Annotated in this window: 21 protein-coding genes; 9 read left to right on the forward strand and 12 right to left on the reverse strand. The window is 72.6% G+C overall.

Annotated elements, in window-relative coordinates; genetic code table 11:
* The first annotated feature begins 16 nt into the window (after positions 1–16).
* From rnpA to AB0D10_RS24570, 8 genes are all read left to right on the forward strand, one after another.
* Entirely contained in the window at positions 17–445 is a 429-nt protein-coding gene (gene rnpA, locus AB0D10_RS24535) for a ribonuclease P protein component (protein ID WP_360259987.1), read from the forward strand.
* Positions 442–813 carry a membrane protein insertion efficiency factor YidD gene (gene yidD / locus AB0D10_RS24540; RefSeq protein WP_360259990.1) on the forward strand — a complete coding sequence of 124 codons (372 nt, stop codon included), beginning with the start codon at positions 442–444 and terminating at the stop codon, positions 811–813. The genes rnpA and yidD overlap by 4 nt, the downstream gene beginning before the upstream one ends.
* Positions 810–1,961 (forward strand): membrane protein insertase YidC, encoded by a 1,152-nt coding sequence (yidC, locus tag AB0D10_RS24545; protein ID WP_360259993.1) that lies wholly within the window; start codon positions 810–812, stop codon positions 1,959–1,961. The genes yidD and yidC overlap by 4 nt, the downstream gene beginning before the upstream one ends.
* An 84-nt stretch (positions 1,962–2,045) precedes the next feature.
* Positions 2,046–2,576 (forward strand): R3H domain-containing nucleic acid-binding protein, encoded by a 531-nt coding sequence (locus tag AB0D10_RS24550; protein ID WP_360259995.1) that lies wholly within the window; start codon positions 2,046–2,048, stop codon positions 2,574–2,576.
* A gap of 178 nt (positions 2,577–2,754) precedes the next feature.
* Positions 2,755–3,591, forward strand: coding sequence for a 16S rRNA (guanine(527)-N(7))-methyltransferase RsmG (gene rsmG / locus AB0D10_RS24555; protein ID WP_360259997.1), 837 nt, complete (start codon positions 2,755–2,757; stop codon positions 3,589–3,591).
* 288 nt (positions 3,592–3,879) lie between these two features.
* Complete coding sequence (locus AB0D10_RS24560; protein ID WP_360259999.1) at positions 3,880–4,851, forward strand: ParA family protein; 972 nt, start codon at positions 3,880–3,882, stop codon at positions 4,849–4,851.
* Entirely contained in the window at positions 4,848–5,915 is a 1,068-nt protein-coding gene (locus AB0D10_RS24565) for a ParB/RepB/Spo0J family partition protein (protein ID WP_360260002.1), read from the forward strand. Before AB0D10_RS24560 ends, AB0D10_RS24565 begins: the two co-directional genes overlap by 4 nt.
* Before the next feature lie 131 nt (positions 5,916–6,046).
* Positions 6,047–6,664, forward strand: a complete 618-nt coding sequence (locus AB0D10_RS24570) for a GNAT family N-acetyltransferase (protein WP_360260004.1) — start codon at positions 6,047–6,049, stop codon at positions 6,662–6,664.
* A gap of 108 nt (positions 6,665–6,772) precedes the next feature.
* Here the strand turns inward: AB0D10_RS24570 and trxA are convergent, their stop codons facing one another.
* The 7 genes from trxA to AB0D10_RS24605 all read right to left on the reverse strand — a co-directional run bounded on the left by trxA (position 6,773) and on the right by AB0D10_RS24605 (position 17,600).
* Positions 6,773–7,099 carry a thioredoxin gene (gene trxA / locus AB0D10_RS24575; protein ID WP_360260006.1) on the reverse strand — a complete coding sequence of 109 codons (327 nt, stop codon included), beginning with the start codon at positions 7,097–7,099 and terminating at the stop codon, positions 6,773–6,775.
* Positions 7,100–7,233: 134 nt separating this feature from the next.
* On the reverse strand, positions 7,234–8,199 hold the full coding sequence (trxB, locus tag AB0D10_RS24580; RefSeq protein ID WP_360260009.1) for a thioredoxin-disulfide reductase: 966 nt from the start codon (positions 8,197–8,199) through the stop codon (positions 7,234–7,236).
* 173 nt (positions 8,200–8,372) lie between these two features.
* Complete coding sequence (locus AB0D10_RS24585) at positions 8,373–9,350, reverse strand: hypothetical protein (protein ID WP_360260011.1); 978 nt, start codon at positions 9,348–9,350, stop codon at positions 8,373–8,375.
* Positions 9,347–10,111 (reverse strand): RNA polymerase sigma factor SigM, encoded by a 765-nt coding sequence (gene sigM, locus AB0D10_RS24590; RefSeq protein WP_360260014.1) that lies wholly within the window; start codon positions 10,109–10,111, stop codon positions 9,347–9,349. Before sigM ends, AB0D10_RS24585 begins: the two co-directional genes overlap by 4 nt.
* Before the next feature lie 58 nt (positions 10,112–10,169).
* Entirely contained in the window at positions 10,170–12,227 is a 2,058-nt protein-coding gene (locus AB0D10_RS24595; protein ID WP_360260016.1) for a protein kinase family protein, read from the reverse strand.
* Between the two features lie 303 nt (positions 12,228–12,530).
* On the reverse strand, positions 12,531–15,041 hold the full coding sequence (gene murJ, locus AB0D10_RS24600; protein ID WP_360260019.1) for a murein biosynthesis integral membrane protein MurJ: 2,511 nt from the start codon (positions 15,039–15,041) through the stop codon (positions 12,531–12,533).
* A gap of 57 nt (positions 15,042–15,098) precedes the next feature.
* Positions 15,099–17,600 (reverse strand): DUF6049 family protein, encoded by a 2,502-nt coding sequence (locus tag AB0D10_RS24605; RefSeq protein ID WP_360260021.1) that lies wholly within the window; start codon positions 17,598–17,600, stop codon positions 15,099–15,101.
* Positions 17,601–17,989: 389 nt separating this feature from the next.
* Here AB0D10_RS24605 and AB0D10_RS24610 point away from each other — a divergent pair, with 389 nt between their 5' ends.
* Positions 17,990–19,414, forward strand: coding sequence for a CCA tRNA nucleotidyltransferase (locus AB0D10_RS24610; RefSeq protein WP_360260185.1), 1,425 nt, complete (start codon positions 17,990–17,992; stop codon positions 19,412–19,414).
* Positions 19,415–19,504: 90 nt separating this feature from the next.
* Here AB0D10_RS24610 and AB0D10_RS24615 read toward each other — a convergent pair whose 3' ends face one another.
* The 5 genes from AB0D10_RS24615 to AB0D10_RS24635 form a co-directional block, all read right to left on the reverse strand.
* On the reverse strand, positions 19,505–20,512 hold the full coding sequence (locus tag AB0D10_RS24615) for a hypothetical protein (protein WP_360260023.1): 1,008 nt from the start codon (positions 20,510–20,512) through the stop codon (positions 19,505–19,507).
* 57 nt (positions 20,513–20,569) lie between these two features.
* The gene (locus AB0D10_RS24620; protein ID WP_360260024.1) at positions 20,570–21,199 is read right to left on the reverse strand and encodes a hypothetical protein; all 630 of its coding nucleotides are present in this window, start codon (positions 21,197–21,199) and stop codon (positions 20,570–20,572) included.
* Positions 21,200–21,306: 107 nt separating this feature from the next.
* Positions 21,307–22,626 (reverse strand): MFS transporter, encoded by a 1,320-nt coding sequence (locus tag AB0D10_RS24625; RefSeq protein WP_360260027.1) that lies wholly within the window; start codon positions 22,624–22,626, stop codon positions 21,307–21,309.
* A gap of 182 nt (positions 22,627–22,808) precedes the next feature.
* On the reverse strand, positions 22,809–23,891 hold the full coding sequence (locus AB0D10_RS24630) for an inositol-3-phosphate synthase (protein WP_360260029.1): 1,083 nt from the start codon (positions 23,889–23,891) through the stop codon (positions 22,809–22,811).
* A 128-nt stretch (positions 23,892–24,019) separates the two neighbouring features.
* The gene (locus AB0D10_RS24635) at positions 24,020–24,721 is read right to left on the reverse strand and encodes a PadR family transcriptional regulator (protein WP_360260031.1); all 702 of its coding nucleotides are present in this window, start codon (positions 24,719–24,721) and stop codon (positions 24,020–24,022) included.
* Positions 24,722–24,929: the final 208 nt, after the last annotated feature.

Raw genomic sequence — 24,929 nt, forward strand, 5'->3', positions numbered from 1 at the left:
CGCGCCAGAGTCTGTTGTGCTGCCCTCCGAGAATCGGCTGCGGCGGCGCCAGGACTTCGCGACCGCGGTGAAACGCGGTCGTCGGGCCGGCCGGCCCCTTCTGGTCGTCCATCTCAACAGAGACGGTGACCCGCAGGGGCAGACCGACCGGACCAGCGACTCCCGCCCGCACGTCGCCGAGGGGACTCCTTCGGCGCGTGCGGGTTTCGTCGTGAGCAAGGCCGTCGGCCCGGCGGTCGTTCGCAATCTGGTCAAGCGCCGGTTGCGCCATCTCATCCGTGATCGTCTGTCCAGGCTGCCCGCCGGTAGCCTGATAGTGGTGCGTGCGCTGCCCCAGGCCGCGTCCGCCTCGTACCAGGACCTCGAACGTGACCTGGACGCGGCGCTGAAGCGGTTGCTGAAGGCTGAGCCCGCCGCCACGGCGCCGACGGGAGCAGGGCGATGAAGTACCTGCTGATGGGTCTGATCAGGGTCTACCAGTGGACGATCAGCCCACTGCTCGGTCCGGTCTGCCGTTACTACCCCTCCTGCTCGCACTACGGCTACGAGGCCGTGAAGGTGCACGGGGCGGTCAAGGGCGGCGGGCTGACCGCGTGGCGCATCCTGCGCTGCAATCCGTGGACGCCCGGCGGGGTCGATCACGTCCCGCCGCGCAAGCACCCGGTGTGGCACCGGCGGTTGCGAGACTGGCTGAAGAGCCGGTCCGCCGCCGGAGTGCCGGTGACCGCACCCCCCGCCGGTCCGGACCCCGAGGGCCCGGCGCCCATTGGCCCCGCACGGCCGATCCACCTGTCCAAGGAGCCTGACCGGTGACCTTCTCCTTCCTGAATCCCCTGTACACAGCGGTGTCCTGGATCATCGTCCAGTTCCACTCGCTGTACAGCCACGTCTTCAACCCGGACGGTGGCTGGGCCTGGGGTCTTTCCATCGCCTCGATGGTGGTCGTCATCCGGATCTGCCTGATCCCGCTCTTCGTGAAGCAGATCAAGGCGACCCGGGCCATGCAGGCGATCCAGCCGAAGATGAAGGCCATCCAGGAGCGCTACAAGAACGACCGGCAGCGCCAGTCCGAAGAGATGATGAAGCTGTACAAGGAGGCGGGTACCAACCCGTTCTCCAGCTGCCTTCCCATCATCGTGCAGGCGCCGTTCTTCACCGCCCTCTACGGGGTGCTCGCCAAGGTCGCCAAGGGCCAGGACATCGGCGTCATCCACGGTGACCTGCTGGTGAGCGCCGGCAAGGCGCACATCTTCGGTGCCCCGCTCTCCGCGACCTTCGTCGGCAGCACCGAGACCAGCGTCAAGATCGTCACCGCGGTGATGATCATCATGATGTCGCTGTCGCAGTTCGTCACCCAGCGCCAGCTGATGACCAAGAACGTCGACCTCACGGTGAAGACGCCGTTCATGCAGCAGCAGAAGATGCTGATGTACGTCTTCCCGGTCATGTTCGCCGTGATGGGCATCAACTTCCCGGTCGGCGTCCTGGTCTACTGGCTGACCACCAACGTCTGGTCGATGGGCCAGCAGCTGATCGTCATCCACAACAACCCGACCCCGGGCAGCAAGGCCTGGGAGGAGCGCCAGGCCCGGCTGAAGAAGGCCGGCCGACTGCGTCCGGACGGCACGGAGATCAAGGGTGCGCTCTGGGGGATGCTGCCCCCGTCCAAGGACGCGCTCAACGCCGCGTCCGCCGCGTCCGCGGTGGTCGAGGAATCGGTGCAGGCCCGCCGCCAGCAGCCCCGCCGGCAGTCCAAGGCACAGCGCCAGCACGGCACCGCCGGCCAGCAGGGCGAGCCCGGCAAGGACACCCCGGCCGAGGAACCCGCCGACGCCGTCCCGGCCGAGCCGGAGACCAAGCCGGCGGCCGCCAAGCAGGCCGCGACCAAGCCCGCCGGTACCAAGCAGGGCACCCGGCAGCAGCCGAAGCGCGGTGGCCAGCGGCCGAAGAAGAAGTCCTGACCCGGTCCCGGGGCCTGACGTGACAGCTGCGAAGAGCTTCGTTCCCGGCCCGTTCGACGGGCCCATCCCCGAAGGAGTCCATCAGTGACGGAAGGCACCATCTCCGCCGTCGAGGCCGAGGCCGCCGCCAGCGCCGACGAGAACCTCGTCTCCCGCCTGGAGCAGGAGGGCGACATCGCGGCGGACTACCTGGAGGGTCTGCTCGACATCGCGGACCTCGACGGTGACATCGACATGGACGTCGAGGGCGACCGTGCCCTGGTCTCCATCGTCAGCGACGGCAACGACCGCGCGCTGCAGCGCCTGGTCGGCCAGGACGGCGAGGTGCTGGAGGCCCTGCAGGAGCTGACCCGGTTGGCTGTCCACCGGGAGACCGGCGAGCGCAGCCGCCTCATGCTGGACATTGCCGGCTTCCGGGCCCGCAAGCGCACCGAGCTGGCCACGCTCGGTGCCGAGGCCGCCGAGCAGGCGAAGAGCAGCGGCGAGCAGGTCAAGCTGCGGCCGATGACGCCGTTCGAGCGCAAGGTCGTCCACGACGCGGTCGCCGCGGCCGGTCTGCGCAGCGAGTCCGAGGGCGAAGAGCCCCAGCGGTGCGTGGTCGTGCTGCCGGCCTGAGGCCGGCAGGTCGATGACCGGCCGCCACGGCGGCCGGAGAGCTTCACCGGACGCGACCCCGTCCGCCTCGTGCGGGCGGGGTCGTCGTCCCTTCCGCGGGGAGCGACCCGGCGGGAGACGTTTCACGTGAAACAGTGCGTTGAGCGGGTCGGTGGATCCGGGGATCGGAGAGGTCGAGATGGACACGGAGAACGCGGCTGCCGGCCGGCCGGGGGAGGACGTGGACCCGGCCGCCGAGGGGCGGGCCGCCGAGGTGGCTGTGCCGAGCGAGGCGGTCGGGCCGGGCGAGGCACCGGCTGCCGCCCGGGAGGTCTTCGGCGACCGCTTCGACGCCGCGGTCCGGTACACCGAGCTGCTGGCCACCGCGGGCGTCCAGCGCGGGCTGATCGGGCCGCGTGAGGTGCCCCGGCTCTGGGACCGCCACGTCCTCAACTGCGCGGTGCTGGCCGAGCTGCTGCCCGACGGCACCTCCCTGTGCGACGTCGGCTCCGGCGCCGGCCTGCCCGGCATCCCGGTGGCGCTGGCCCGGCCGGACGTCTCGGTGACGCTGCTTGAGCCGCTGCTGCGCCGGACCACCTTCCTGGAGGAGGTCGTCCGGGAACTGGGACTGGACAACGTCACGGTGCTGCGCGGCCGCGCCGAGGAGATGGTCGGCAAGCTCGCGGTCGACGTGGTGACCGCCCGGGCGGTGGCGCCGCTGGAGCGGCTGGCCGGCTGGGGCATGCCGCTGCTGCGCCCGCACGGCCAGATGCTGGCGCTCAAGGGGGACAGCGCGGAGCAGGAGCTCGCCGACTCGCGCGCCGGTCTGGCCAAACTGGGTGCGGTCGAGTGGAGCGTGATCTCGGTCGGCGAGGGCACCCTGGAGACCTCGACCCGGGTGGTCCAGGTCAAGGCGGGGGAGAGCCCCGGCGGTGTCAAGGCCGCGACCCGGCGGGCGAAGGCGGCCCGGGCGGGCCGTACCGCGAGCGCCCGCAACGGCGAGCGCGGCCGGGGCGGGCGGCGCCGCACCCGCTGACCGGGTGACGTCGGACACGCACGGACACGGGCGGACGCCTCCTCCACGGGAGGGGCGTCCGCCCCTCGTCGTCCGGGGTGGCGGGCGGGCCCCGTCCGGTGTCCGGTGGAGCACCCCCGGGGCACCGGAGTGTCGCAACGTCAGATTTAGGGCATAGCGGGCATGGTGTTTCACGTGAAACGTCGCCCCTCGCTCTCGGACAGTCTCGATTTGCGGCTCCGCCGCGGGCTCGGCCTCTTCCGGGCTGCGACTGTTGCCGCTCCGGTTCCACGTGAAACACTGACCCCCATGCAGGACTCGGAGACCATCGACCAGATCGATGACACGCCCATCGCACGGGCTGCCCAGGCTGCGGTCCAGGCGATCGGCCGAGCGGGAGAGGGTCTGCCCCGACCCGCCGCCACCCGGGTGATCGTGGTCGCCAACCAGAAGGGCGGGGTCGGCAAGACCACCACCACCGTGAACATGGCCGCCTCGCTGGCCATGCACGGGCTGCGCGTCCTGGTCGTCGACCTCGATCCGCAGGGCAACGCCTCCACGGCACTGGGCATCGACCACCACGCCGACGTGCCGTCCATCTACGACGTCCTGGTGGAGGGCAAGCCCCTGGCCGACGTGGTGCAGCCGGTGCACGACGTCGAGGGGCTGTTCTGCGTCCCCGCCACCATCGACCTCGCCGGTGCCGAGATCGAGCTGGTCTCCCTGGTGGCCCGGGAGAGCCGGCTCCAGCGCGCCATCGCGGCGTACGAGCAGCCGCTGGACTACATCCTGATCGACTGCCCGCCCTCGCTGGGCCTGCTGACGGTCAACGCCCTGGTCGCCGGCCAGGAGGTGCTGATCCCGATCCAGTGCGAGTACTACGCGCTGGAGGGCCTCGGCCAGCTGCTGCGCAACGTCGAGCTGGTGCGCGCCCACCTCAACCCCGCGCTGCACGTGTCGACCATCCTGCTCACCATGTACGACGCCCGGACCAGGCTGGCCGCCCAGGTCGCCGAAGAGGTCCGGACCCACTTCCCGCAAGAGGTGCTGAGCACGGCGATCCCCCGCTCGGTGCGCATCTCGGAGGCGCCCAGCTATGGGCAGACGGTGCTCACCTACGACCCGGGCTCGACCGGGGCGCTCTCCTACCTGGAGGCCGCCCGCGAGCTCGCGCTGCGTGCGGTGGGCCAGGGCGGCTCGCTGGTGGGTCAGCAGCGGGACGGCCAGCAGGGGCACGGTGCCCCGGTGGCACAGCACGGCACGACGGAGGGTCATCAGTGAGTGGTCGCAGGGGTCTGGGTCGAGGGCTGGAGGCGTTGATCCGCCCCGCCGCGCCGGTGGACGGCGGGGCGGCGGCGGCGAAGCCCGCGCCCACCGCGCCCGCACCGGCCGCTCCGGTGGCGCCGGGCGCGGTGCCGCCGCTGCCGAGCGGCCGCGGCACGGTGGCGGCCCGGGCGGCCGCCGAGAAGCAGGCCGAGCAGGCCGAGCAGGCGCAGCCGGCCGGTGCCTACTTCGCCGAGCTGCCGCTGGACGCGATCACCCCCAACCCGCGCCAGCCGCGCGAGGTCTTCGACGACGACAAGCTGGCCGAGCTGGTCACCTCCATCAAGGAGGTCGGTCTGCTCCAGCCGATCGTGGTGCGCCAGGTCGGCGTCGACAGCTTCGAGCTGATCATGGGCGAGCGCCGCTGGCGCGCGTCCCGGGAGGCCGGGCTGGAACGGATCCCGGCGATCGTCCGGGCCACCGAGGACGACAAGCTGCTGCTGGACGCCCTCCTGGAGAACCTGCACCGGGCCGAGCTGAACCCGCTGGAGGAGGCTGCCGCCTACGACCAGCTGCTGCGGGACTTCTCCTGCACCCACGAGGAGCTGGCCGACCGGATCGGCCGCTCGCGCGCGCACGTCTCCAACACCCTGCGGCTGATGAAGCTCCCCCCGACCGTGCAGACCCGGCTGGTGGCCGGAACGCTGACGGCCGGGCACGCCCGGGCGCTGCTCGGGGTGCCGGACGCCGCGCAGCAGGAGCTGCTGGCCGCGCGGATCGTGGCCGAGGCCCTCACGGTGCGCAACGTCGAGGAGATCGTCCTGCTGATGCGCCCGGAGGAGGGGAAGAACCCCAAGCGCCAGGCGCCCAAGGCGGGCAAGCTGCTCTCCCCGGCCTTCAACGACCTGGCGAGCCGGCTGTCGGACCGCTTCGACACCCGGGTCAAGGTCGAGGTCTCGCAGCGCGGCGGCAAGCTGGGCAAGGGCAAGGTGGTGCTGGAGTTCGGTTCGGTGGAGGACCTCAACCGGATCCTGGAGGGCATGGCCCCCGGCGAGGACGGTCTGCGGCTGTCGCAGGGCTGAGCCGGGCTTCGGGCCGAGGGCACCGGACCGATGGGTGCGTGCTTCACGTGAGCGCTGTTTCACGTGAAACATGCACCCATCGGTGTTCGTGGGGGAATGCTCGACCGTGAGGTGGAGGAGGAGGTACGGGCATGGGACGCCGGATCGCTCCGCTGACGCTGGACAACCTGGGGGACCTCCCGGCCGGCTGCCGCTCCTGCGTGTTCTGGGAGCTGGATCCGGTCAGCGCCAAGGAGGCGGTGGAGTCCGGGAAGCCGGAGCTCGAGAAGGAGGGGTGGATCTCCACGGTGCTGCTGGAGTGGGGTTCCTGCGGTCGGCTCGTCTACGTGGACGACCGGCCCGCGGGGTTCGTGCTCTACGCGCCGCCCGCCTACGTCCCCCGCTCGCAGTCCTTCCCGACCAGTCCGGTCTCGCCGGACGCCGTCCAGCTGATGGTCAGCCGGGTGCTGCCGGGCTACCAGGGCCAGGGACTCGGCAGGGTGCTGGTGCAGACGGTGGCCAAGGACCTGATCGGGCGCGGGGTGCGGGCGATCGAGGCCTTCGGCTCGGCCGGAAGGCTGCCGATCAGCTGCGTGCTGCCGGCCGACCACCTGCTCGCGGTCGGCTTCAGGACCGTCCGGCCGCACGCCCGCTACCCGAGGCTGCGGCTGGAGGCGCGGACCACGCTCTCCTGGCGCGGGGACGTGGAGGGGGCGCTGGAGCGGCTGCTCGGCGGCGGGCGCAAGGAGCCGGCGCTGCGGCCGTTCTGAACGGGCCGGGGGCCGGGTGGCGCGGCGGGGACCGCGGGAGCGGGACGAAGAACGGCGGCGGGGCTCCCCACCCGGGGAGCCCCGCCGCCGTGCGGTCGACGGTCCGACCTAGATGAAGCCGTCCAGCTCGCGCAGCAGCGCGGCCTTCGGACGGGCACCGGTGATGGACTTCACCGGCTCGCCGCCCTTGTACAGGATCAGGGTCGGGATCGAGATGACGCCGTACTGGGCGGCGGTCGCCTGGTTGGCGTCCACGTCGAGCTTGGCGATGGTCAGCTTGTCGCCGTGCTCGGCCGCGATCTCGTCCAGGATCGGGGCGACCTGGCGGCACGGGCCGCACCAGGTGGCCCAGAAGTCGACGAGCACGGGCTTGTCGCTCTCCAGGACGTCGGACTTGAACGACGCGTCGGTGACGGTGGTGGTGGCGCCGGCCACGGGAACTCCTCGGGTTCGGACGGAGGGGGCTGCTGCCAGGAGAACAACGGGTGGGCCCGTTCTGTTTCTGCCCGGCCGGGGCGGGGGTGTTCCACGGGGAACACCCCCGAGGGGGTGGGTCGGTGGCCCGGGGGTCAGACCGCCACGGCGGCGGCCTTGGCCTCCAGGTCGTCCAGCGCGGCCAGGTAGCGCTCGGCGTCCAGCGCGGCGGAGCAGCCGGTGCCGGAGGCGGTGATGGCCTGGCGGTAGGTGTGGTCCACGACGTCGCCGGCGCCGAACACGCCCGGGATGTTGGTCCGGGTCGAGGGGGCCTCGACCTTGAGGTAGCCCTCGGCGTCGAGGTCCAGCTGGCCCTTGAACAGCTCGGTGCGCGGGTCGTGGCCGATCGCGATGAACAGGCCGGTGACGGCCAGCTCGCGGGTCTCACCGGTGGTGGTGTCGCGCAGGGTGACGCCGGTCAGCTTCGGGTCGCCGTGGATCGCCTCGACCGCGCTGTCCCACTCGAAGCGGATCTTCTCGTCCGCGAAGGCGCGCTCCTGCATCGCCTTGGAGGCGCGCAGCGTGTCCCGGCGGTGGATGATCGTGACGCTCTTGGCGAAGCGGGAGAGGAAGGTCGCCTCCTCCAGAGCGGTGTCACCGCCGCCGACCACCGCGATGTCCTGGTCGCGGAAGAAGAAGCCGTCGCAGGTCGCGCACCAGGAGACGCCGCGCCCGGAGAGCCTGTCCTCGTTCGGCAGGTCGAGCTTGCGGTGCTGGGAGCCGGTGGTGACGATCACGGCGCGCGCCCTGTGCACGTTGCCCTCGGAGTCGGTGACGGTCTTGACGTCACCGGTGAGATCGACCGCGACGATGTCGTCGGGGATCAGCTCGGCGCCGAAGCGCTCGGCCTGGGCCCGCATGTTGTCCATCAGCTCGGGGCCCATGATGCCGTCCCGGAAGCCCGGGAAGTTCTCGACCTCGGTGGTGTTCATGAGCGCACCACCGGCGGTGACGGCCCCCTCGAAGACCAGCGGCCTGAGGGAGGCACGGGCCGTGTAGAGCGCAGCCGTGTACCCGGCCGGGCCGGAACCGATGATGATCACGTTACGGACGTCGCTCACTGCTTCTCCTGGTTCGCATCGCGACCCGCGTTTGCTGCGGGGAGGGCGGTCCTGCTCCGCCGCCCGGGACAACGACTGACCAGTGTCTCGCATTCCCAGGCGGATCAGTACCACGTGCCCGGACTCCGGGAGCGGCGTGCCGTGCTGGACGTGGATCGCATGGGAACCACTGGTCAGCGGCTGGGAACGCTCTGGTGCAGGACCACCGGACCGCAGTCGGGGGACCGCAGGTAGACGTCCACGAGGTCCACCCGGCCGGGCACCGGGTAGACCAGGACGTCGACCGGGGCGCCGTCGTAGCTGCCCCGGTCGGTGGCCAGCGGGGTGCCGGGGGCCGGGGCCGGGCAGGACGGCGAGGGCGGCGGGGAGGCCGAGGCGGAAGGTTCCGGGCGGGCGCCCTCGGCGGGCAGCACGCTCTGGGGCTTGGCCTGCCCGGTCGGGCGCAACCCCGGCGGGGTCTCCGAGCGGGCCAGCAACTGCTGCACCTGGGCGGCGAGTTCGTCGGCGCGGTAGGTGGTTCCGGTGCTCGCGGTGTGCGGGGTGCGGGCGCTCTGGTCGGCGGCGGCGGTGCCCGCCGGGGCGCCCGCGGTGACCGAGGGGCCGCCGGAGTTGTCGTCGGGGTTCAGGAGCAGGGCCCCGCCGAGGCCGAGGGCGGCCAGGGCGGCCGCGGTGCCGAGCAGCAGGGCGAACCGCCGGCGGCGGGAGCGGCTTGGACCGGTGGCGCCGGAGGGCCGTGCGGGCGGCGCGGAGGCCCCCGAGGCGGCCCGCGCGGGCGGGGCCGGGGTGGCGGCCCGACGTTCGGCGGCCGGGGCCTGCTGCGGCCGGTGCCCGGGCGCGCGGTCGTCCCCGGGGGCGCTCCCGGACGATCCGGTGGCCTCCGGGGAGCCGTCCCCGGCGGCGGCCTGCGCCAGCGCGGCGTCCAGCCGGGCGGCGACGTCGGCGGGCATCGGCGGGGTCTCCACGTCGCCGAGCAGCGCCTGGACCTCGACGAGGGCGTCGACGGTCTCCCGGCACTCGGCGCAGCCGTCCAGGTGCCGGCGCAGCGCGGTGACGGCCCCGGGGGACTCGACCAGTCCCTCGGCGAGGTCGGCGAGCTGCTCGACCGGGGGGTGGTCCCCCGTGGGGTCGGGGGAGGGGAGGGGGGCGGTCATCGTGTGCTCGCGTCTCCTTCCAGAACCGTCCGACCGGTGTTCGGGCTCGTCCCTGTGACGGTGCGGGGCGCCGTCGGGTTCCCCGGGGTGCCCCGCCGTGGTGGGGCCGAACCCGGGGTGCCCCGCCGTGGTGGGGCCGAACCCGGGGCGCCCGGTGTTTCACGTGAAACGTCCGGCCCGTCGTCGTTCTCGCGCAGGTGCCGCACCAGGGGGAGCAGCCGGGCCCGGCCGCGTGCGCAGCGGCTCTTCACGGTGCCCACGGGGACGCCCAGCAGCTCGGCGGCCTCGGCGACCGGGTAGCCCTGCATGTCGACCAGGACCAGCGCGGCCCGCTGCTCGACGGGCAGTTCGTCGAGGGCCGCGGTCACCTCGCGGTGCAGCTCGGCGCGGACCACCGGGGAGTCGGCCGGCTCGGCGGCGCCGACCAGGGTGTCGAGCCGCTGCGGGTCCTCGTCGAGCGGGGTGGTGCGGCGGGTGGCACTGCGGCGGGCGCGGTCCAGGCAGGCGTTGACCACGATCCGGTGCAGCCAGGTGGTGACGGCCGAGCGGCCCTGGAAGCCGGCGGCGGCGCGGAACGCGGAGACCAGGGCGTCCTGGAGCGCGTCGGCGGCCTCCTCGCGGTCGCCCAGGGTGCGCAGGGCGACCGCCCAGAGCCGGTCGCGGTGGCGGTTCACCAGCAGGCCGAAGGCCTCCCGGTCGCCCGCCACGTGCCGGGCGAGCAGCGCCGCGTCGTCGTCCGTCCGGTCCACGCTGTCCGTCACCGCCACCCCTTCGTCTCGCCGTGTCCGCTTGCCGCCCGACGGCGGCCCGGTCGTCGGGTCAGCCGGAGACCTTGACCTCGGCGACGTGGCCGCGGAACTTGCTGTCGGAATCCTTGGTCAGGCTGGTCAGCCAGATCAAGAGGTAGCGGGTGGTGACCGGGTTGTCGAGGGTGTATTCGACGTTGGTCCCGCTCTTCTTGCCGACGACGGTGAAGCCGTCCGGCTTGGCCGCCATCGGGTTGGCGGCGGCGGCCGAGGTGGGCAGGCGGAGCTCCGCGGCCTGCTCGCCGCCGCTGAACTGGACGTTCACCGCGGAGACCGACTGCGGCGAGCCGAGGTCGATCAGCAGGCCGGTGCCCGGCTTCAGGGCGGGTGCCTTGGGGCCGAACTGGTCGTAGTACCAGCCGGTGGTCCAGGCGGTGTTCGGGTCGCCGTCGATGGACTTCCCGATGCTCTCGGTGCCCTCCGGCCCGTCGCCCAGCGGGTTGTACGACTGCGCTTCCTTGATCGCGATCGGCACTGGCGTGTGCGTCGTCGGGTGCGGGGTGGTCGGCGCGGCGCTGCTGGCCGAGGGCAGCGGGGAGGCGACGGCGCCGTTGTTGTTGCGCAGGTTGTCGACGAACTGCCAGGAGGCGACGCCGATGGCGCCCAGGGCGACGGTCCAGGCGGTGGCCTTGGCCACCCGCCGCAGCCGCCGCCGGGTGCGCCGGGTCGAGGCCGGGCGGGAGGAGGCGGGCAGCGGCGCGACGGTCGTGTCGGCGACCCGGGTCGGGTTGGGGGCCGTCGGCAGGGCGTGCGTGTTGTGCCGGGGCGGCGCCGGGTAGGCGGGCAGCTCCGGCTCGGGCCGGCGGATCCGGGGCATCTGTGCGATCGCCCGGACCAGCTCCTCCGGGGTGGTGATCGGCTCGGCGTGGTGCGGCGGGTGGTCGAACAGGGCGCGCGCCGCGAGCTCGGACAGGCCCTTGTGGACGCCGGCGCGGACCTGGTCCGGCGCGACGTTCTGGAGGCCCTTCGGGAGGCCCCGGAGGTCGTAGCGGTCCTCGGGGTACGGCCAGCGGTGGGTGAGCGCGGCGAACAGCAGGGCGCCGATCGCACGGGTGTCGGAGCGCTGGGCGTCCTCGGTGGTCCCCTCGACGGGCAGCCCGCGCAGGGCGGCGTCCACCGCGATGCCGTTGATCCGGTACTGGCCGCTGTCGGTGCGCAGCACGCAGCGCGGGGTGAGCCGCAGGTGGGCCTGGCCGCGCCGGTGGGCGGCCGCGACCGCGTCGGCGACCTGGCGGACCATCTGGTACGCCTCGTGCGGCTCCAGCGGGCCGTCCGCGAGCAGCTTGGCCAGGTCGGAGGAGTGCGGCAGCCACTCCCGCACGACGTAGACCAGCTCGCCCTCCTGGACGGCGTCCAGGACCTGGACGAAGCGCGGGTCGCCGAGCAGGGCGGCGGACTTGGCCGCGGCCAGCACCTTGCGGGCCCGCTGGTGGCCGGAGGCCATCAGGTGGACGCCGACGGCCCGGCGCAGCTTCTCGTCGACGGCGCGCCAGCTGCTGAAGGTGTCCGTCTGGGAGATGCACTCCTCCAGCAGGTACCGGTGGCCGATCATGTCGCCGCTGCGGCGCTGCGGGGCGGGAAGGGTGCGCGGGAGGGTGGCGGTGTCGCGCGGGTCGACCGTGGGCTGCGGGTCGGTGGGACGGCGCTTCGCGGGGGCCTGCGCGGGGGCGGGTTTCTTCCCCGCTGCGCCGGCGGCCAGTTCGGCGGCGATCTCCTGGACCGAGAGCGGCGCGGTGATCTCCGAGGTCTCCTCGCTGACGGAGACCGCCGGACCGTCCGGGTCGCGGTCCGCGTCGGAGCCGTCCGAGTCGTCGGAGCCACCGGGGTCACCGGAGTCGGTGGAGCTCCCGGATCCCCTGTCGGGGCCGTCGTGGGTGTCCCCGTCGACGTCACCGGCGGTCCGCCCGGGAACGGCGGCAGCGGTGGAGGCGCCCTTGCCGCCGCCGGCGGAGGCGCGCCCGTCGGCGTCCTTCGCGACGGCGAGCCCGTCGATCGCCGCGGCCAGCGCGGCTTCGTCCGCCGCCGTGTCAGCTGCCGACGTGTCGACGACCGCCTTGGTGCCATCAGCCACCGTGGTCCTGCCTCCCCTTGTGTCGCCCCGGCTGAGAGAGTCGCTGGAGTCCGGGGGTTTGGCGGCCCCGTGCTCCAGGACAATTGTGCCCACTCTTCTCCCCCGGGTACGACCTCTGAGGGCCCCGCTCGGTTGCCCACCGGTGGAGAGATGTGGTGCAGATAGGACACCGGGTCGCCACCTCGCCGCCGGGTTGCACCGGCTCGGCCGGCGGCCCAGCAGTAGGCCGGACGAGCGGCGGAGCTGTCCGCTCCGGTTGACGCCCGGTCAGGGCGCCCGCTCGTCCGGCCGTCGAAGCGACGGTCAGCGGCCCAGTCGGCCGCGGACCATGCCCAGCATGGCGTTCAGTTCCTCGATCCGCAGGCGCTTCGCGATGAGCACGAAGACACCCAGCTGCAGGCCGCCGGCCACGACCAGGGAGGCGATGCTCCCCAGCCAGCCGCTGAGCACCTGCTGGACCGCCAGACTGGCGCCGAGGCCCACCAGCGCGGCGGGGACACAGGCGGCGGCCAGCCGGCTGTACGTCTTGCCGATCCGCTTGGTGTCCAGCCCGCCGATCTTCTTCTTCAGCTTCGGCACGGCCACCATCACCCCGATGGCGTAGGCGAACCCGTAACCGAAGGCCATGCCGATCACCGTCCACTGCGCGGGCAGCAGCAGCCAGCACAGCACCGAGAAGGTCGCCTGGCAGACGGCGACCCAGACGGTGTTGGAGAACGGGGTCCGGGTGTCCTCGTAGGCGTAGAAGCCGCGCAGCATCACGTACTGGGCCGAGTACGGGATCAGGCCCAGGGCGAAGGCGGAGAGCATCAGGCCGACGTTGGTGGCGTCGTTCAGGACGGACTCGTTGCCGCCGACCGCGTAGATCGAACGGCCGATCACCGGACCGAGTGACAGGAACAGGAACGCGCCCGGGACGACCGCCACCGCGGTGGTGCGCAGACCGTAGGAGATGTCGTCGCGGACGGCTCCGGCGTCGTCGTCGGCGGCCGCCCGGGAGAGCCGGGGGAGCACCGCGCTCATGATCGAGACGGTGATCACGGCCTGCGGGAGCTGCCAGATCAGCAGGGCGTTGGAGAACGCGGCCAGGCCGACGCCGGTGTGGCCGGCCGCCGCGGCGGCGTCGCCGGCGTTGGTCGACAGCTGGGTGATCACCAGGTAGCCGGCCTGGTTGGCGAGCACGAAGAAGAACGTCCACTTGGCCAGCCGGGCGGCCTTGCCCAGGCCGTGGCCGCGCCAGTCGAAGCGGGGCCGGAAGCGGAACTCGGCCGCCCGCAGGTACGGGATCATCGCCAGCGACTGGACGACCAGGCCGATCAGGGTGCCGAGGCCGAGCAGCCGGACGCCCTCGGGCGAGATGGCCTCCGGGGTGACGTGGGTGGTGCCGAACCCGCCGTAGACCCAGATGTAGGCGGCGAAGGTGAAGATCACCACGATGTTGTTCAGGACCGGGGTCCACATCATCGCGCCGAACCGGCCGCGGGCGTTGAGGATCTGGCCCATCACCACGTGGATGCCCATGAAGAAGATCGTGGGCAGGCAGTAGCGGGCCAGCGCCACCGTGGTGTCGGCCCGCTCCGGGTTGGACATCATCGGGTGGGCGATCAGCTGGACCAGCACCGGTGCGCCGAGCACCGCCAGGAACACCACGCCGCCGAGCCCGACCATCACCAGGGTGAGCAGCCGGCTGGCGTACGCGGTGCCGCCGTCCTCGTCGTTCTTCATGCTGCGCACCAGCTGCGGCACGAAGACCGCGTTCAGCGCGCCGCCGCCGATCAGGATGTACAGCAGGGTCGGCAGGGTGTTCGCCGCGTTGTACGAGTCGCCCATCACGCCGACGCCGATGGCCAGGGTGATCACCATGGTCCGGACGAAGCCGGTGCCGCGGGAGACCAGGGTGCCGGCCGCCATGATCGCGCTGGAGTTCAGCAGGCTGGCGACCTTGCCGCCCCCGCCGGCCGCCGGGGCGGCCGCGGGCTGCGGCTGCGCGGCGTGCTTCTCGGCGAGCTCCGCCAGCGGCTCGACCGCCGGGGGCACCGCGACGGCGGCCACCTGCATGGTGGCCTCCTCCTCGGAGAGCGGCGGGTCGAACTCGATCGGCGGCACGAAGGGACGCTGCCCGCCCGGACCGCCGTGCTGCGGCTGCCCCGGGTAACCGACCACCGGCGGGTACGGCGCGGGACCGGCCTGCGCGCCGGGCGGCACGGCCCCCGGGGTGCCCGGGGCGGCGGTCTGCGGGGCCGGGGCGGGCTGCGGAACCGGCGGCTGGGCCGCGGCCTGCGCCTGCCGGCCGCCGAACAGCGCGTCCACCCCGACGTACTCGGTGGTCTCGCTGTCCCAGGCGGAGTGAGCCGGGCCCGGCTCCCACTGCTGCGACTGCTGTGGCTGCTGTGGCTGCGACTGCTGCTGCTCGGCACCGCCCCACCGGCCGCCGGCCGGAGCCGGGGCCGCGGGCTGCTCCGGCTGCCAACCGGCCTGCGGCGGGGTGTCCCAGCCGGGCTGCGTCGGCGGCACCGGGGGCGAGAACTGCTCCGCCGCCGGGTACGGGGTCGGCGGCACCGGCATCGGGTAGCCGCCGCCCTGCGGCGGCAGCTGCGGCGGCACGTCGTACGCGGCGGCCTGCTGCTCCGGCCCGGCGGGTCGCCCGGCCCGCAGGCCGTACGGGTCCTGGCCGTCCTGCGGGGTCCCGTACGCGTCGGCCGCGTACGGGTCCTGGGCGTAGGTGTCGGCCACGTACCAGTCGCCGGACGGCGACTCGGCACCCGGCCGGCTCTCACCGCGGCCCGGCGGCCGCTCCTCGCTGCGCCCGGTCATGTCACCTCTTCGCTGTCGTGGGGGAGGCCGGCCCGGCGTCACGGGGGGTCGGCGGTATCAAGGACCAACCTTCTCATCACTGGCGGCCCTAACCCGGCCATCCGGGCTGCTGCCGCGCGGTGTCTGCGCGGGACCGTCACCAGCGGAGTCGTCCGCCGGCCCGGACCCGTCGGACCCGCTGTCCCCGGGCGTCCCGTCGGCCCCGTCCGCCTCCGGCTCCGCGACGGCCCCGCCGCCCGCCTGCGGGGCGTCCCCGACCGGCTGGTCGCCGTCCTCGTGCGGCCGGCCGTCCCGGCGCTTGCGCTGGCGCATGAAGCGCAGCGCGGCCAGCAGCAGCAGGAGGCCGGCGCCCGCGAACACGTACAGCACGCCGTTGGTCACCGAGGTGACCTCGACCCTGAAGGTCTGGGCCTCGCCGTACGCCCGCGGGTTGGGGCCGGTGGTCCACAGCTGGGCGGTCATGTTGACCGGCCCGTTGTTGTGCGCCTCGGCCTGGAAGCGGAGGGTGGCGCTCTGCGAGGCCGGGAGGACCAGTTCCTCCTCCTTGCTCACCCGCAGCCTGTTCGGCTGGGTCGAGGTGAGCACCAGCTTCAGGTTGGTGACCGTCTGGGTCAGGTCGTTGCGGACGCTGACCTGCAGCTGGCCGGTGTCGCCGGCCAGGGTGACCACGCGCTTCGGCGGCACCTGGACGGCCTTGGTCAGCTCCTGCAGGTACATCTTGACGCCCTGCCGGTAGGCGCCGCCGGCCGGTGCCCGGGTGCGCCACTCGGTGGACAGCGAGCGGGCCATGGCGGCGTTGAACGGGCCGCGCACCCGCTGCGGCAGGGTGAGCACCCGCATCAGGGTGTCCAGGTCGTACTGGATGCGGTCGGTGCCGCTGAGGTCGGCCGCCGACAGCTCCGAGGCGCGGGCCTGGGTCGGGTAGTCGGCCGCCGCCGGGACGCCGGTGTTGGCCTTCGGGTCGGGCGAGGACTGGGCCACCCCGTCCAGCTTGGTCGGGGCGATCCACTTGCCGGCCGCCGCCTGGAGGGCGTTCGCCAGCACCTTGGCGGTGTTGACGCTCAGCTCGCGCGGCGGCATGACCAGCAGGCCGCGCTGGTTCTGCGGCTGCTCGTGGGTGATCGCGAAGGTCTCGGCGAGGAAGCGCTGGGTCGCGTCGGTCTGGTCCTTCGCGGAGCTCAGGTCCTGCTGGAACAGCCCGGAGACCGTCTCGTCGGCGACCACCGCGCTCTGCCCGTTGCCGATCGGGCGCACCGCGCTCGGGGTGTAGTTCAGCGAGTCCGGCTCCGGCATGCTCGCCCCGTTGGCCAGCACCAGCCCGCTGCCGGCCTGCTGGGCGAGGCCGGTGATCCGCTGGTCGACGTAGCCCTGGTAGGGCCAGGCGACGTCGGAGCGGGTGTCCACGGAGAGCCGGCCCTCGACGGTCAGCCGGCCGGCCGTCGCGGCCTTGTTGAGCGCGGTCGACATGCCGGGCAGGTCGGCCCCGTTGTGCGCGATCGAGGCGAGGTCCGGGTCGGCGTAGGGCAGCGCGACCACCTGGCTGTCCGGCTTGGCGACGGCGGTCCGCAGCTTGTCCAGCCAGGCGGTGGCGGCGGCCGTGCCGGTGCCCGGGACGGTGTTGTCGTCCCTGGCCGGCTTGCCCGCGGACTCGGTGCCCGGGTTCTGCACCCGGTAGGGCTTGGTCATCGCGAACGCGGCGTCCACCAGGTCCGGGTCGATCACCCAGGTCAGGCCGGGCAGCTTGGAACCGGTGTCGACCAGCTCGTACAGCCGCCCGCCGGGGGCGAACTCGGCGGCCAGGCTGTCGTCGCGCAGCACCGAGGTGGACTGGTCGCCGGTGTCGGCGACGGTCTGCGCGGCCAGCACCGGCGCGTGCACCAGCGGCCAGAGCGTGGCGACCTTCGTCGGCTGCGCCTCGGCGCCGCCCGGGTTGTACGGCAGGAAGCTCCGGGCGATGCCCAGGGCCCGGTCGTGCGAGTTGTCGGCGGTCGAGCCCCAGGCGTCCACCGCGAGCTCGTACACCCCGCTGGAGGACAGCCCGAGGTCGTTCACCGCGACGCTCAGCGTGTACGGCAGGGTTTGGCCGGGGTTCAGCTCGGGCAGCGCGTACTGGGGGCTGTCCAGCTCCACGCCGTCGGTGCCGATCGGCGTCGTGCGGCCGGCCACGTTCGCCAGGTCGCTGCGCCGGTCCAGCGGCTTGCCGGAGTACGGCTTGCGGACGGCGGCGTGGGCGCCCTTCAGCGCCGACTTGCCGGCGTTGGTGACGTGCCCCGTGATCGTCACGGTGCCGTTGGGGACGGCCACCTGCGGGGCCAGCGACTCGATGCTCAGGACCACCGGGTACTCGGCCGAGGCGGTGGAGTCCGCGGCCGGCCGGGGGTTGCCGCCGGCCGGCAGCGCGCCGGCCGGGGCGGCCGTGAAGAGGGTCAGGGCGGCCGCGCAGGCGGCGGCGAGGCGCAGGCCCGCCCGGCGGACCGGATGACGTCCCCCGGTGGGGCGTTCGGCCCGTCCAGGCTGTCGGTGCGCCCCCAGGCCCGAGTGCCGTGCCGGCTCGCTCACTCGCTTCGCCCTCGCCGTTCTCGATCGTTTGCTGCTGATGCTGTTCGTCCCGTCCGGCGCGGTCGCGCCCGACGTCCCTCGATTGGAGCTCTTGCCATTCTCGACGCTCGGGAGCGTTCGCCCGACGCCGTCGCCGCACCGCCGGCGCAGGAGTTCCGCGGGCCGTGGCGGCACGCGGCACCGCATCCCCTGTCCGGTGCCCGAGACTCGTCCACCGGCATGGTAACGATGCAGCCTGCGGTGCAGTGTTGCGGGCTGTGGGGTGAGACGCCCAAAACGCGCGGGCGGTTGACCTGCCGGGGCACGTACCCTTGTGAGCCGTGTCCACTGCCAATGAGCCCACCACGCGCACCGACCGTCCCAGCACCGCCGCCCGGGCCGTCCCAGGCCTGAGCGAGGCCCAGACCCTGGGGCTGCAAGAGCTGCTGCGGGTGTCGCCGGTCGCCGACGAGATCGCCCGCCGCTTCGAGGCGGCCGGTCACCGGCTGGCGCTGGTCGGCGGCTCGGTCCGGGACGCGCTGCTCGGCCGGCTCGGCAACGACCTGGACTTCACCACCGACGCCCGCCCGCAGCAGGTGCTCAAGCTGGTCAAGGGCTGGGCGGACGCGGTCTGGGACGTCGGCATCGCCTTCGGTACCGTCGGTGCCCGCAAGGACACCCCCGAGGGCTCCTTCCTGATCGAGATCACCACCTACCGCTCCGAGGCGTACGACCGCACCTCCCGCAAGCCCGAGGTGACCTACGGCGAGACCATCGAGGAGGACCTGGTCCGCCGGGACTTCACGGTCAACGCGATGGCCGTCGACCTGCCGGGCCGCGGCTTCGTCGACCCGCACGGTGGCCTGGCGGACCTGGAGGCCCGGGTGCTGCGCACCCCCGCCACCCCGGAGGAGTCCTTCTCCGACGACCCGCTGCGGATGATGCGGGCCGCCCGCTTCGCCGCCCAGCTCGACTTCGACCCGGCGCCCGAGGTGGTCGCCGCGATGTCCGCGATGGCGGAGCGGATCACCATCGTCTCGGCCGAGCGGGTCCAGGCCGAGCTCAACAAGCTGCTGCTGGCCAAGCACCCGGTGAAGGGCCTGCGGCTGCTGGTCGACACCGGCCTGGCCGGGTACGTGCTGCCCGAGCTGCCCGCGCTGCGGCTGGAGCGCGACGAGCACCACCGGCACAAGGACGTCTACGAGCACTCGCTGACCGTCCTGGAGCAGGCCGTCGCGCTGGAGCAGGACGGCCCGGACCTCACCCTGCGGCTGGCCTCGCTGCTGCACGACATCGGCAAGCCGCGCACCCGCCGCTTCGAGTCGGACGGCCGGGTCTCCTTCCACCACCACGAGGTGGTGGGGGCCAAGATGACCCGCAAGCGGATGCGGGAGCTCAAGTACTCCAAGGAGCTCACCGAGGACGTCTCGCGCCTGGTCGAGCTGCACCTGCGCTTCCACGGCTACGGCGGCGGCGAGTGGACCGACTCCGCGGTGCGCCGCTACGTCACCGACGCCGGGCCGCTGCTGGAGCGCCTGCACAAGCTGACCCGCTCCGACTGCACCACCCGCAACAAGAAGAAGGCGGCCACGCTCTCCCGAACCTACGACGGTCTGGAGACGCGGATCGCCGAGCTGAAGGAGCAGGAGGAGCTGGACGCCGTCCGCCCGGCGCTGGACGGCAACCAGATCATGGAGTTGCTCGCCCTCAAGCCCGGTCCGTCGGTCGGCAAGGCGTACAAGCACATGCTCGAACTCCGCCTGGAGCACGGCCCGATGGAGCAAGACGAGGCGGTCGCGGCGCTGCGCGCCTGGTGGGCCGGGCAGCAGGGCTGACGCCGGCTCCGGCTCCGGTTCCGGTTCCTGACACGACGCGAGGGGTGGTCCCGGCACTCGGCCGGGGCCACCCCTCGCGCGTGCGGCGGGCTACTTGAGCTTCTTCAGGCAGAGCACGTAGTTCAGGGACGGGAAGTTGGTGTAGGTGCGGGTGTACCAGCTGTCCGACTTGGGCTGCTTCTCGCAGACCTTCTCGTCGGACGTGGCGGGGTACTTGTAGATCACCTTGTACTGCGCCTTGGTGTCGGTGCAGGGCAGCACCGAGACCTTCGGGTGGGTGTCGGTGGTCTCACCGGCGGGGCCGTTCTCGTTGCGCAGGCAGTCGCCCGCCTTGGCCGTGTCCACGCTGTCCGCGTCGTCGGTCGGGGTGGTGACCGGCGGCAGGGTGATGCTCGGCAGTACCGGCATCGTGAAGGTCGGCGAGGGGAAGGCCGGCGGCGGCGAGGGCGTGAAGGTGAACGCCGACGGGGACGGCGACGGCGCCGCGGTGATCGGGTTGCTCGGGTCGTCGTTCTTCGACGGGCCGAGCACCCCGGTGGCGGCGAGGACGACGGTGACCGCCAGCGAGACCGGCACCAGAAGCATCGCCATGTGCGGGCGGCGGGCCAGCGGCACGCCCGGGTCGAGCTGCGGGCCGTGGCTGCCCGGGACGGGCGGCTGCAGTCGGCTGATGCGGTTGTGCGGGCCGAGGTTCAGCAGCAGTGTGATCGGCGTCAGCAGCCACGAGATCAGGCTCCACCAGCCCTGGACCAGTGTCCGGGCGGACATGTCGCGCACGGTGGCAGTGCCGCAGGTCCGGCAGAACGGGCCGGACATCCGCAGCATCCGGTAGGCCACGATCAGGCCCTGGTGGCCGCGGACGGTGGCGTTCACCGCCGGGTAGCCGCCGCAGAACCGGCAGGTCAGGCCGTCCGTCGGGCCCTGCGGCGGGTACCCGTAGCCGTAGCCGGGCGCGGGCTGCTGGTAGCCGTACGGCTGTTCCGGCGGCGGGGCGCTCGGGTAGCCGTAGCCGGGCTGGCCGGGCGGCGGGGGCGGAGCGCCGTAGGCGCCGCCGGAGGAGTACGGGTTGCCATCGCCGGGCGGCGGACCGTACGGCATCTGGGGCGGAGGCGGAACGGACAAGTTGGTCCCCCGGGGACGGAGTGGTGGAAGAGTTCAGGACTTCTTCACCGGCGGGACACCGGTGGTGGCGGGCGCCATCGGACCGAGGCAGAGCACGTACCGCTTCTTGTTCCAGCGGCGGCCGCTCTTGCCCGAGACGGCGCTCGTGGTCTGCGGCGTCTGCTTGCAGCGGTTCACGTCGGTGGTGCCTTCGAACTTCGACAGTACGCGGTAATTCGCTTTGGAATCAGTGCACTTGACGATTTCGACGTCGCGGGAGCCACTCACCCGCACACAGTCGCCCGGCTTGGCGCTGCTGACGCTCGGCCCGGCCACGAAGTACCCGACCGCCAGGGCCAGGCCGCCGCCGGCCAGTCCGACCATCTTCAGCTTGGAGATGCCGCTCTTCTTGGCGGGCGGCGCCGTCGGTGCCGGAGCGGTGGGCTGCGGGTAGCCGTACGCCCCGGCAGGCGGCTGCTGTCCGTAGGGCTGGTGCCCGTACGGCTGCTGCCCGTACGACGGCGGCGCTCCGTAGCCGCCCGGGGCGGGCTGCGGCTGCCCGTAACCGGGCGGCGGTCCGTACGGCGCGGCCGGCGGGGGAACGGGCGCACCGCCGTACGGTGCGGCGTGCGGCCCCGCCGGAACCGGCGGTGGCGGCCCGTACTGGTTGGGCGGTGTGCTCATCAGTTCGTCCCCCGAGACAGAGTGCTGTCGTTCCGACAGGTCTGACACCTTAGCGACTCGGTCGGACGCCATCGGTCCCGAGTCCGGGGGGATTCGTGGAGGACCGGTCAGGGGATCGGGTGGCGGCGGGCGGCGCGCAGGTAGAGGACCGCGGTGAGGGCGTACACCGCGGCGACGCCGACGACCACCGCACCGGAGCGGCCGGACAGCGGCAGCACCAGGGCGGTGACCATGGCGGCGGCCACGAAGGCGACGTTGAACAGCACGTCGTAGATGGCGAAGACCCGGCCGCGGAACTCGTCCTCGACCGACTCCTGGACCACGGTGTCGGCGCAGATCTTGGTGCCCTGGGTGACCACCCCGAGCAGCAGGGCGGCGATCAGGCAGGGCACCAGCGTGAAGCTCAGGCCGAGGGCGGGGACGAAGACCACCGGGGCGATCAGGCAGGCCGTCATCCAGCCGGCCAGACCGAGCTTCCGGGTGCACCAGGGGCTGACCACCGCGGCGACGAAGAAGCCGGCGGCGGAGAGGCCGACGGCCTGGCCGAGGCTGACCAGGCCTGCGGCGCTGTCGGCCGGGTCGTTGAAGGTGTACCGGGCGAGCATCACCACGACCACGATCAGCACGCCGTAGCAGAACCGGGCCGCGGTCACCGCCGCCAGCGCGTGTACGGCGGGCCGGCAGTCCCGCACCAGGTGGCGCACCGCGGCGCCGAGTTCGACGGCGGCCCGGACCAGCGCCTGGCCGAGTGCCGGGCGGTCGGCGTGCTGGTCCGGGCCGAGCAGGTCGCGGTCCATCCGGCGGGCGGCCAGCGCGGCCGACAGGTAGAGCAGCGAGGCGACCGTCACCAGCGCGGCGTCCGCCTTCGGTCCGGGCGTCATCACCTGGTGCAGCAGGAAGCCGATGCCGCCGCCTGAGGCGGCGGCGACCGTTCCGAGGGTGGGGGAGAGCGCGTTGGCGGTGACCAGCTGGTCCTGCTCCACCACCCGGGGCAGGGCGGCGGACAGACCGGCGAGGATGAACCGGTTGAGCGCGGTGACCAGCAGGGCCGAGGCGAAGAACAGCTCGGTCGGCGCCTCGGCCAGGAGCAGCCCACCGGTGACCAGGCCCAGCCCGAAGCGGGCCAGGTTGCCGTAGTACAGCACCTGGCGTCGGCGCCAGCGGTCCAGCAGCACCCCGGCGAACGGGCCGATCACCGAGAACGGCAGCAGCATCACGGCCAGCACCGAGGCGATGTCGGTGGGGGAGGACTGCTTCTCGGGGGAGAAGACCACGTAGGCGGCGAGCGAGACCTGGAAGACCCCGTCCGAGAGCTGGGAGAGCACCCGGGCGGTCAGCAGCCGCCGGAAGTCCCGGCCCCGGAGCAGGTCGAGGAGCGTGGCGCGGTGCGCGGACTGGTGGGTGCTGCCGTTCTCGGTGATCGCCACCCGCCCAGAGTGCCATGGAACGGGCTGCTGTTTCACGTGAAACATCGGCCGGGAAAACACGAAGGGCCCACGATCCGGTGATCGTGGGCCCTTCGGTGGAGCCAGGGGGGATCAGTCGCTCAGCACACGGGTCCGACGGTGCGACCCGCTGCGGAGCGACCGGTCCGCGTGGTGCCCTGAACTCAGCGCTCGACCTCGCCGCGGATGAACTTCTCGACGTTCTCGCGGGCCTCGTCGTCGAAGTACTGGACCGGCGGGGACTTCATGAAGTACGAGGAGGCCGACAGGATCGGGCCGCCGATGCCGCGGTCCTTGGCGATCTTGGCGGCGCGCACGGCGTCGATGATGACACCCGCGGAGTTCGGGGAGTCCCAGACCTCGAGCTTGTACTCCAGGTTCAGCGGGACGTCACCGAAGGCGCGACCCTCCAGGCGGACGTAGGCCCACTTGCGGTCGTCCAGCCAGGCCACGTAGTCCGAGGGACCGATGTGGACGTTGTTGGCGCCCAGCTCGCGGTCGCGGATCTGCGAGGTGACGGCCTGGGTCTTGGAGATCTTCTTGGACTCCAGGCGCTCGCGCTCGAGCATGTTCTTGAAGTCCATGTTGCCGCCGACGTTCAGCTGCATGGTGCGCTCGAGGATGACACCGCGGTCCTCGAAGAGCTTCGCCATCACGCGGTGCGTGATGGTGGCGCCGACCTGGGACTTGATGTCGTCACCGACGATCGGCACGCCGGCCTCGGTGAACTTGTCCGCCCACTCCTTGGTGCCCGCGATGAACACCGGCAGGGCGTTCACGAAGGCGACCTTGGCGTCGATGGCGCACTGGGCGTAGAACTTGGCGGCGGCCTCGGAGCCCACCGGCAGGTAGCAGACCAGGACGTCGACCTTCTGGTCCTTCAGGACCTGGACGACGTCGGCCGGGGCCTCGTCCGACTCCTCGATGGTCTGGCGGTAGTACTTGCCCAGGCCGTCGAGGGTGTGGCCGCGCTGGACGGTGACGCCGGTCGGCGGCACGTCGCAGATCTTGATGGTGTTGTTCTCGCTGTTGCCGATGGCGTCGGCCAGGTCGAAGCCGACCTTCTTGGCGTCGACGTCGAAGGCGGCGACGAACTCCACGTCACTGACGTGGTAGTCACCGAACTGGACGTGCATCAGGCCGGGGACCTTGCCGGCCGGGTCGGCGTCCTTGTAGTACTCGACACCCTGCACCAGCGACGCGGCGCAGTTGCCCACGCCCACGATGGCTACGCGAACCGAACCCATTCCGGTTGCTCCCTGTGATCTCATGAGGGCCGCCGTGACCGGCGGCACCTCGTCCTGCATCTTCGATGACTGCTGTGTAAGGGCGCGAGGCGCCCACTCCTGCCGCGCGGCACAGGGCTGGCGCGGTGTCAGCGCTCCTGGGCGGAGCGCCCCGGGCGGTCGTACGGTGGCCCGGACGGGTCCGAGGACCCGGTCTCCTGGCCACGGCCGTCCGAAGTCTTGTGGGGTGCACCGGCGGAGTCGCCGCCGGTGGCGGGACCGGTCCGGCCGGTGCGGTTGGACCGCTCGGTCTCGATCAGCTCGTTGAGCCAGCGGACCTCGCGCTCCACCGACTCCAGTCCGTGCCGCTGGAGTTCGACGGTGTAGTCGTCGAACCGCTCGCGGGCGCGGGCCAGCGAGTTGCGCATCCGCTCCAGGCGCTCCTCCAGCCGGCTGCGGCGTCCCTCCAGGACGCGCATCCGGACGGCCCGGTCGGTCTGGCCGAAGAACGCGAAGTGGACGCCGAAGTGCTCGTCCTCCCAGGCGTCCGGGCCGGAGTCGGCGAGCAGCTCCTCGAAGCGCTGCTTCCCCTCGGCCGAGAGTCGGTAGACGATCTTGGACCGCTTGCCGTTGAGCGCGGTGGCCGGGACGTACTCGACGTCCGGGTTGTCCTCGACCAGGAAACCCTGGGCGACCAGGCTCTTCAAGCAGGGGTAGAGCGTTCCGTAGGAGAGCGCCCGGAACGTGCCGAGCAGGATGTTGAGCCGCTTGCGCAGCTCGTAGCCGTGCATCGGAGCGTCGTGGAGCAGGCCGAGAACGGCGAACTCCAGCACTCCTGAGCGCCTGCCCACTGTCGCGGTCCTCCTCCCTCTCGGCTTCCGTCCGGCCGCTGCATCCGGCGGTATTCCGCTTCGATGTATCGGCTCGATATATCGAGAACAGTAAACCCGACCCCGGGAACGGGCAAGGGGGGCACGCGTGAATGTGATCACAAGCCGACGCGCGGGTGAGCTTGGCAACGGCCGTGTAATGATCTGTCGCCGTTTTGCGGTTATTGGC

Source organism: Kitasatospora sp. NPDC048545 (genome assembly GCF_040651155.1).
Taxonomy (GTDB): Bacteria; Actinomycetota; Actinomycetes; order Streptomycetales; family Streptomycetaceae; genus Kitasatospora.

What these genes read in the sequence shown, in the direction of transcription:
- yidD (WP_360259990.1), top strand. Translation starts at nt 442, where the DNA reads ATGAAGTACCTGCTGATGGGTCTGATCAGGGTCTACCAGTGGACGATC.
- rsmG (WP_360259997.1), top strand. Translation starts at nt 2,755, where the DNA reads ATGGACACGGAGAACGCGGCTGCCGGCCGGCCGGGGGAGGACGTGGAC.
- AB0D10_RS24560 (WP_360259999.1), top strand. Translation starts at nt 3,880, where the DNA reads ATGCAGGACTCGGAGACCATCGACCAGATCGATGACACGCCCATCGCA.
- AB0D10_RS24570 (WP_360260004.1), top strand. Translation starts at nt 6,047, where the DNA reads ATGGGACGCCGGATCGCTCCGCTGACGCTGGACAACCTGGGGGACCTC.
- AB0D10_RS24585 (WP_360260011.1), bottom strand. Translation starts at nt 9,350, where the DNA reads ATGACCGCCCCCCTCCCCTCCCCCGACCCCACGGGGGACCACCCCCCG.
- murJ (WP_360260019.1), bottom strand. Translation starts at nt 15,041, where the DNA reads ATGACCGGGCGCAGCGAGGAGCGGCCGCCGGGCCGCGGTGAGAGCCGG.
- AB0D10_RS24615 (WP_360260023.1), bottom strand. Translation starts at nt 20,512, where the DNA reads ATGCCGTACGGTCCGCCGCCCGGCGATGGCAACCCGTACTCCTCCGGC.
- AB0D10_RS24620 (WP_360260024.1), bottom strand. Translation starts at nt 21,199, where the DNA reads ATGAGCACACCGCCCAACCAGTACGGGCCGCCACCGCCGGTTCCGGCG.
- AB0D10_RS24630 (WP_360260029.1), bottom strand. Translation starts at nt 23,891, where the DNA reads ATGGGTTCGGTTCGCGTAGCCATCGTGGGCGTGGGCAACTGCGCCGCG.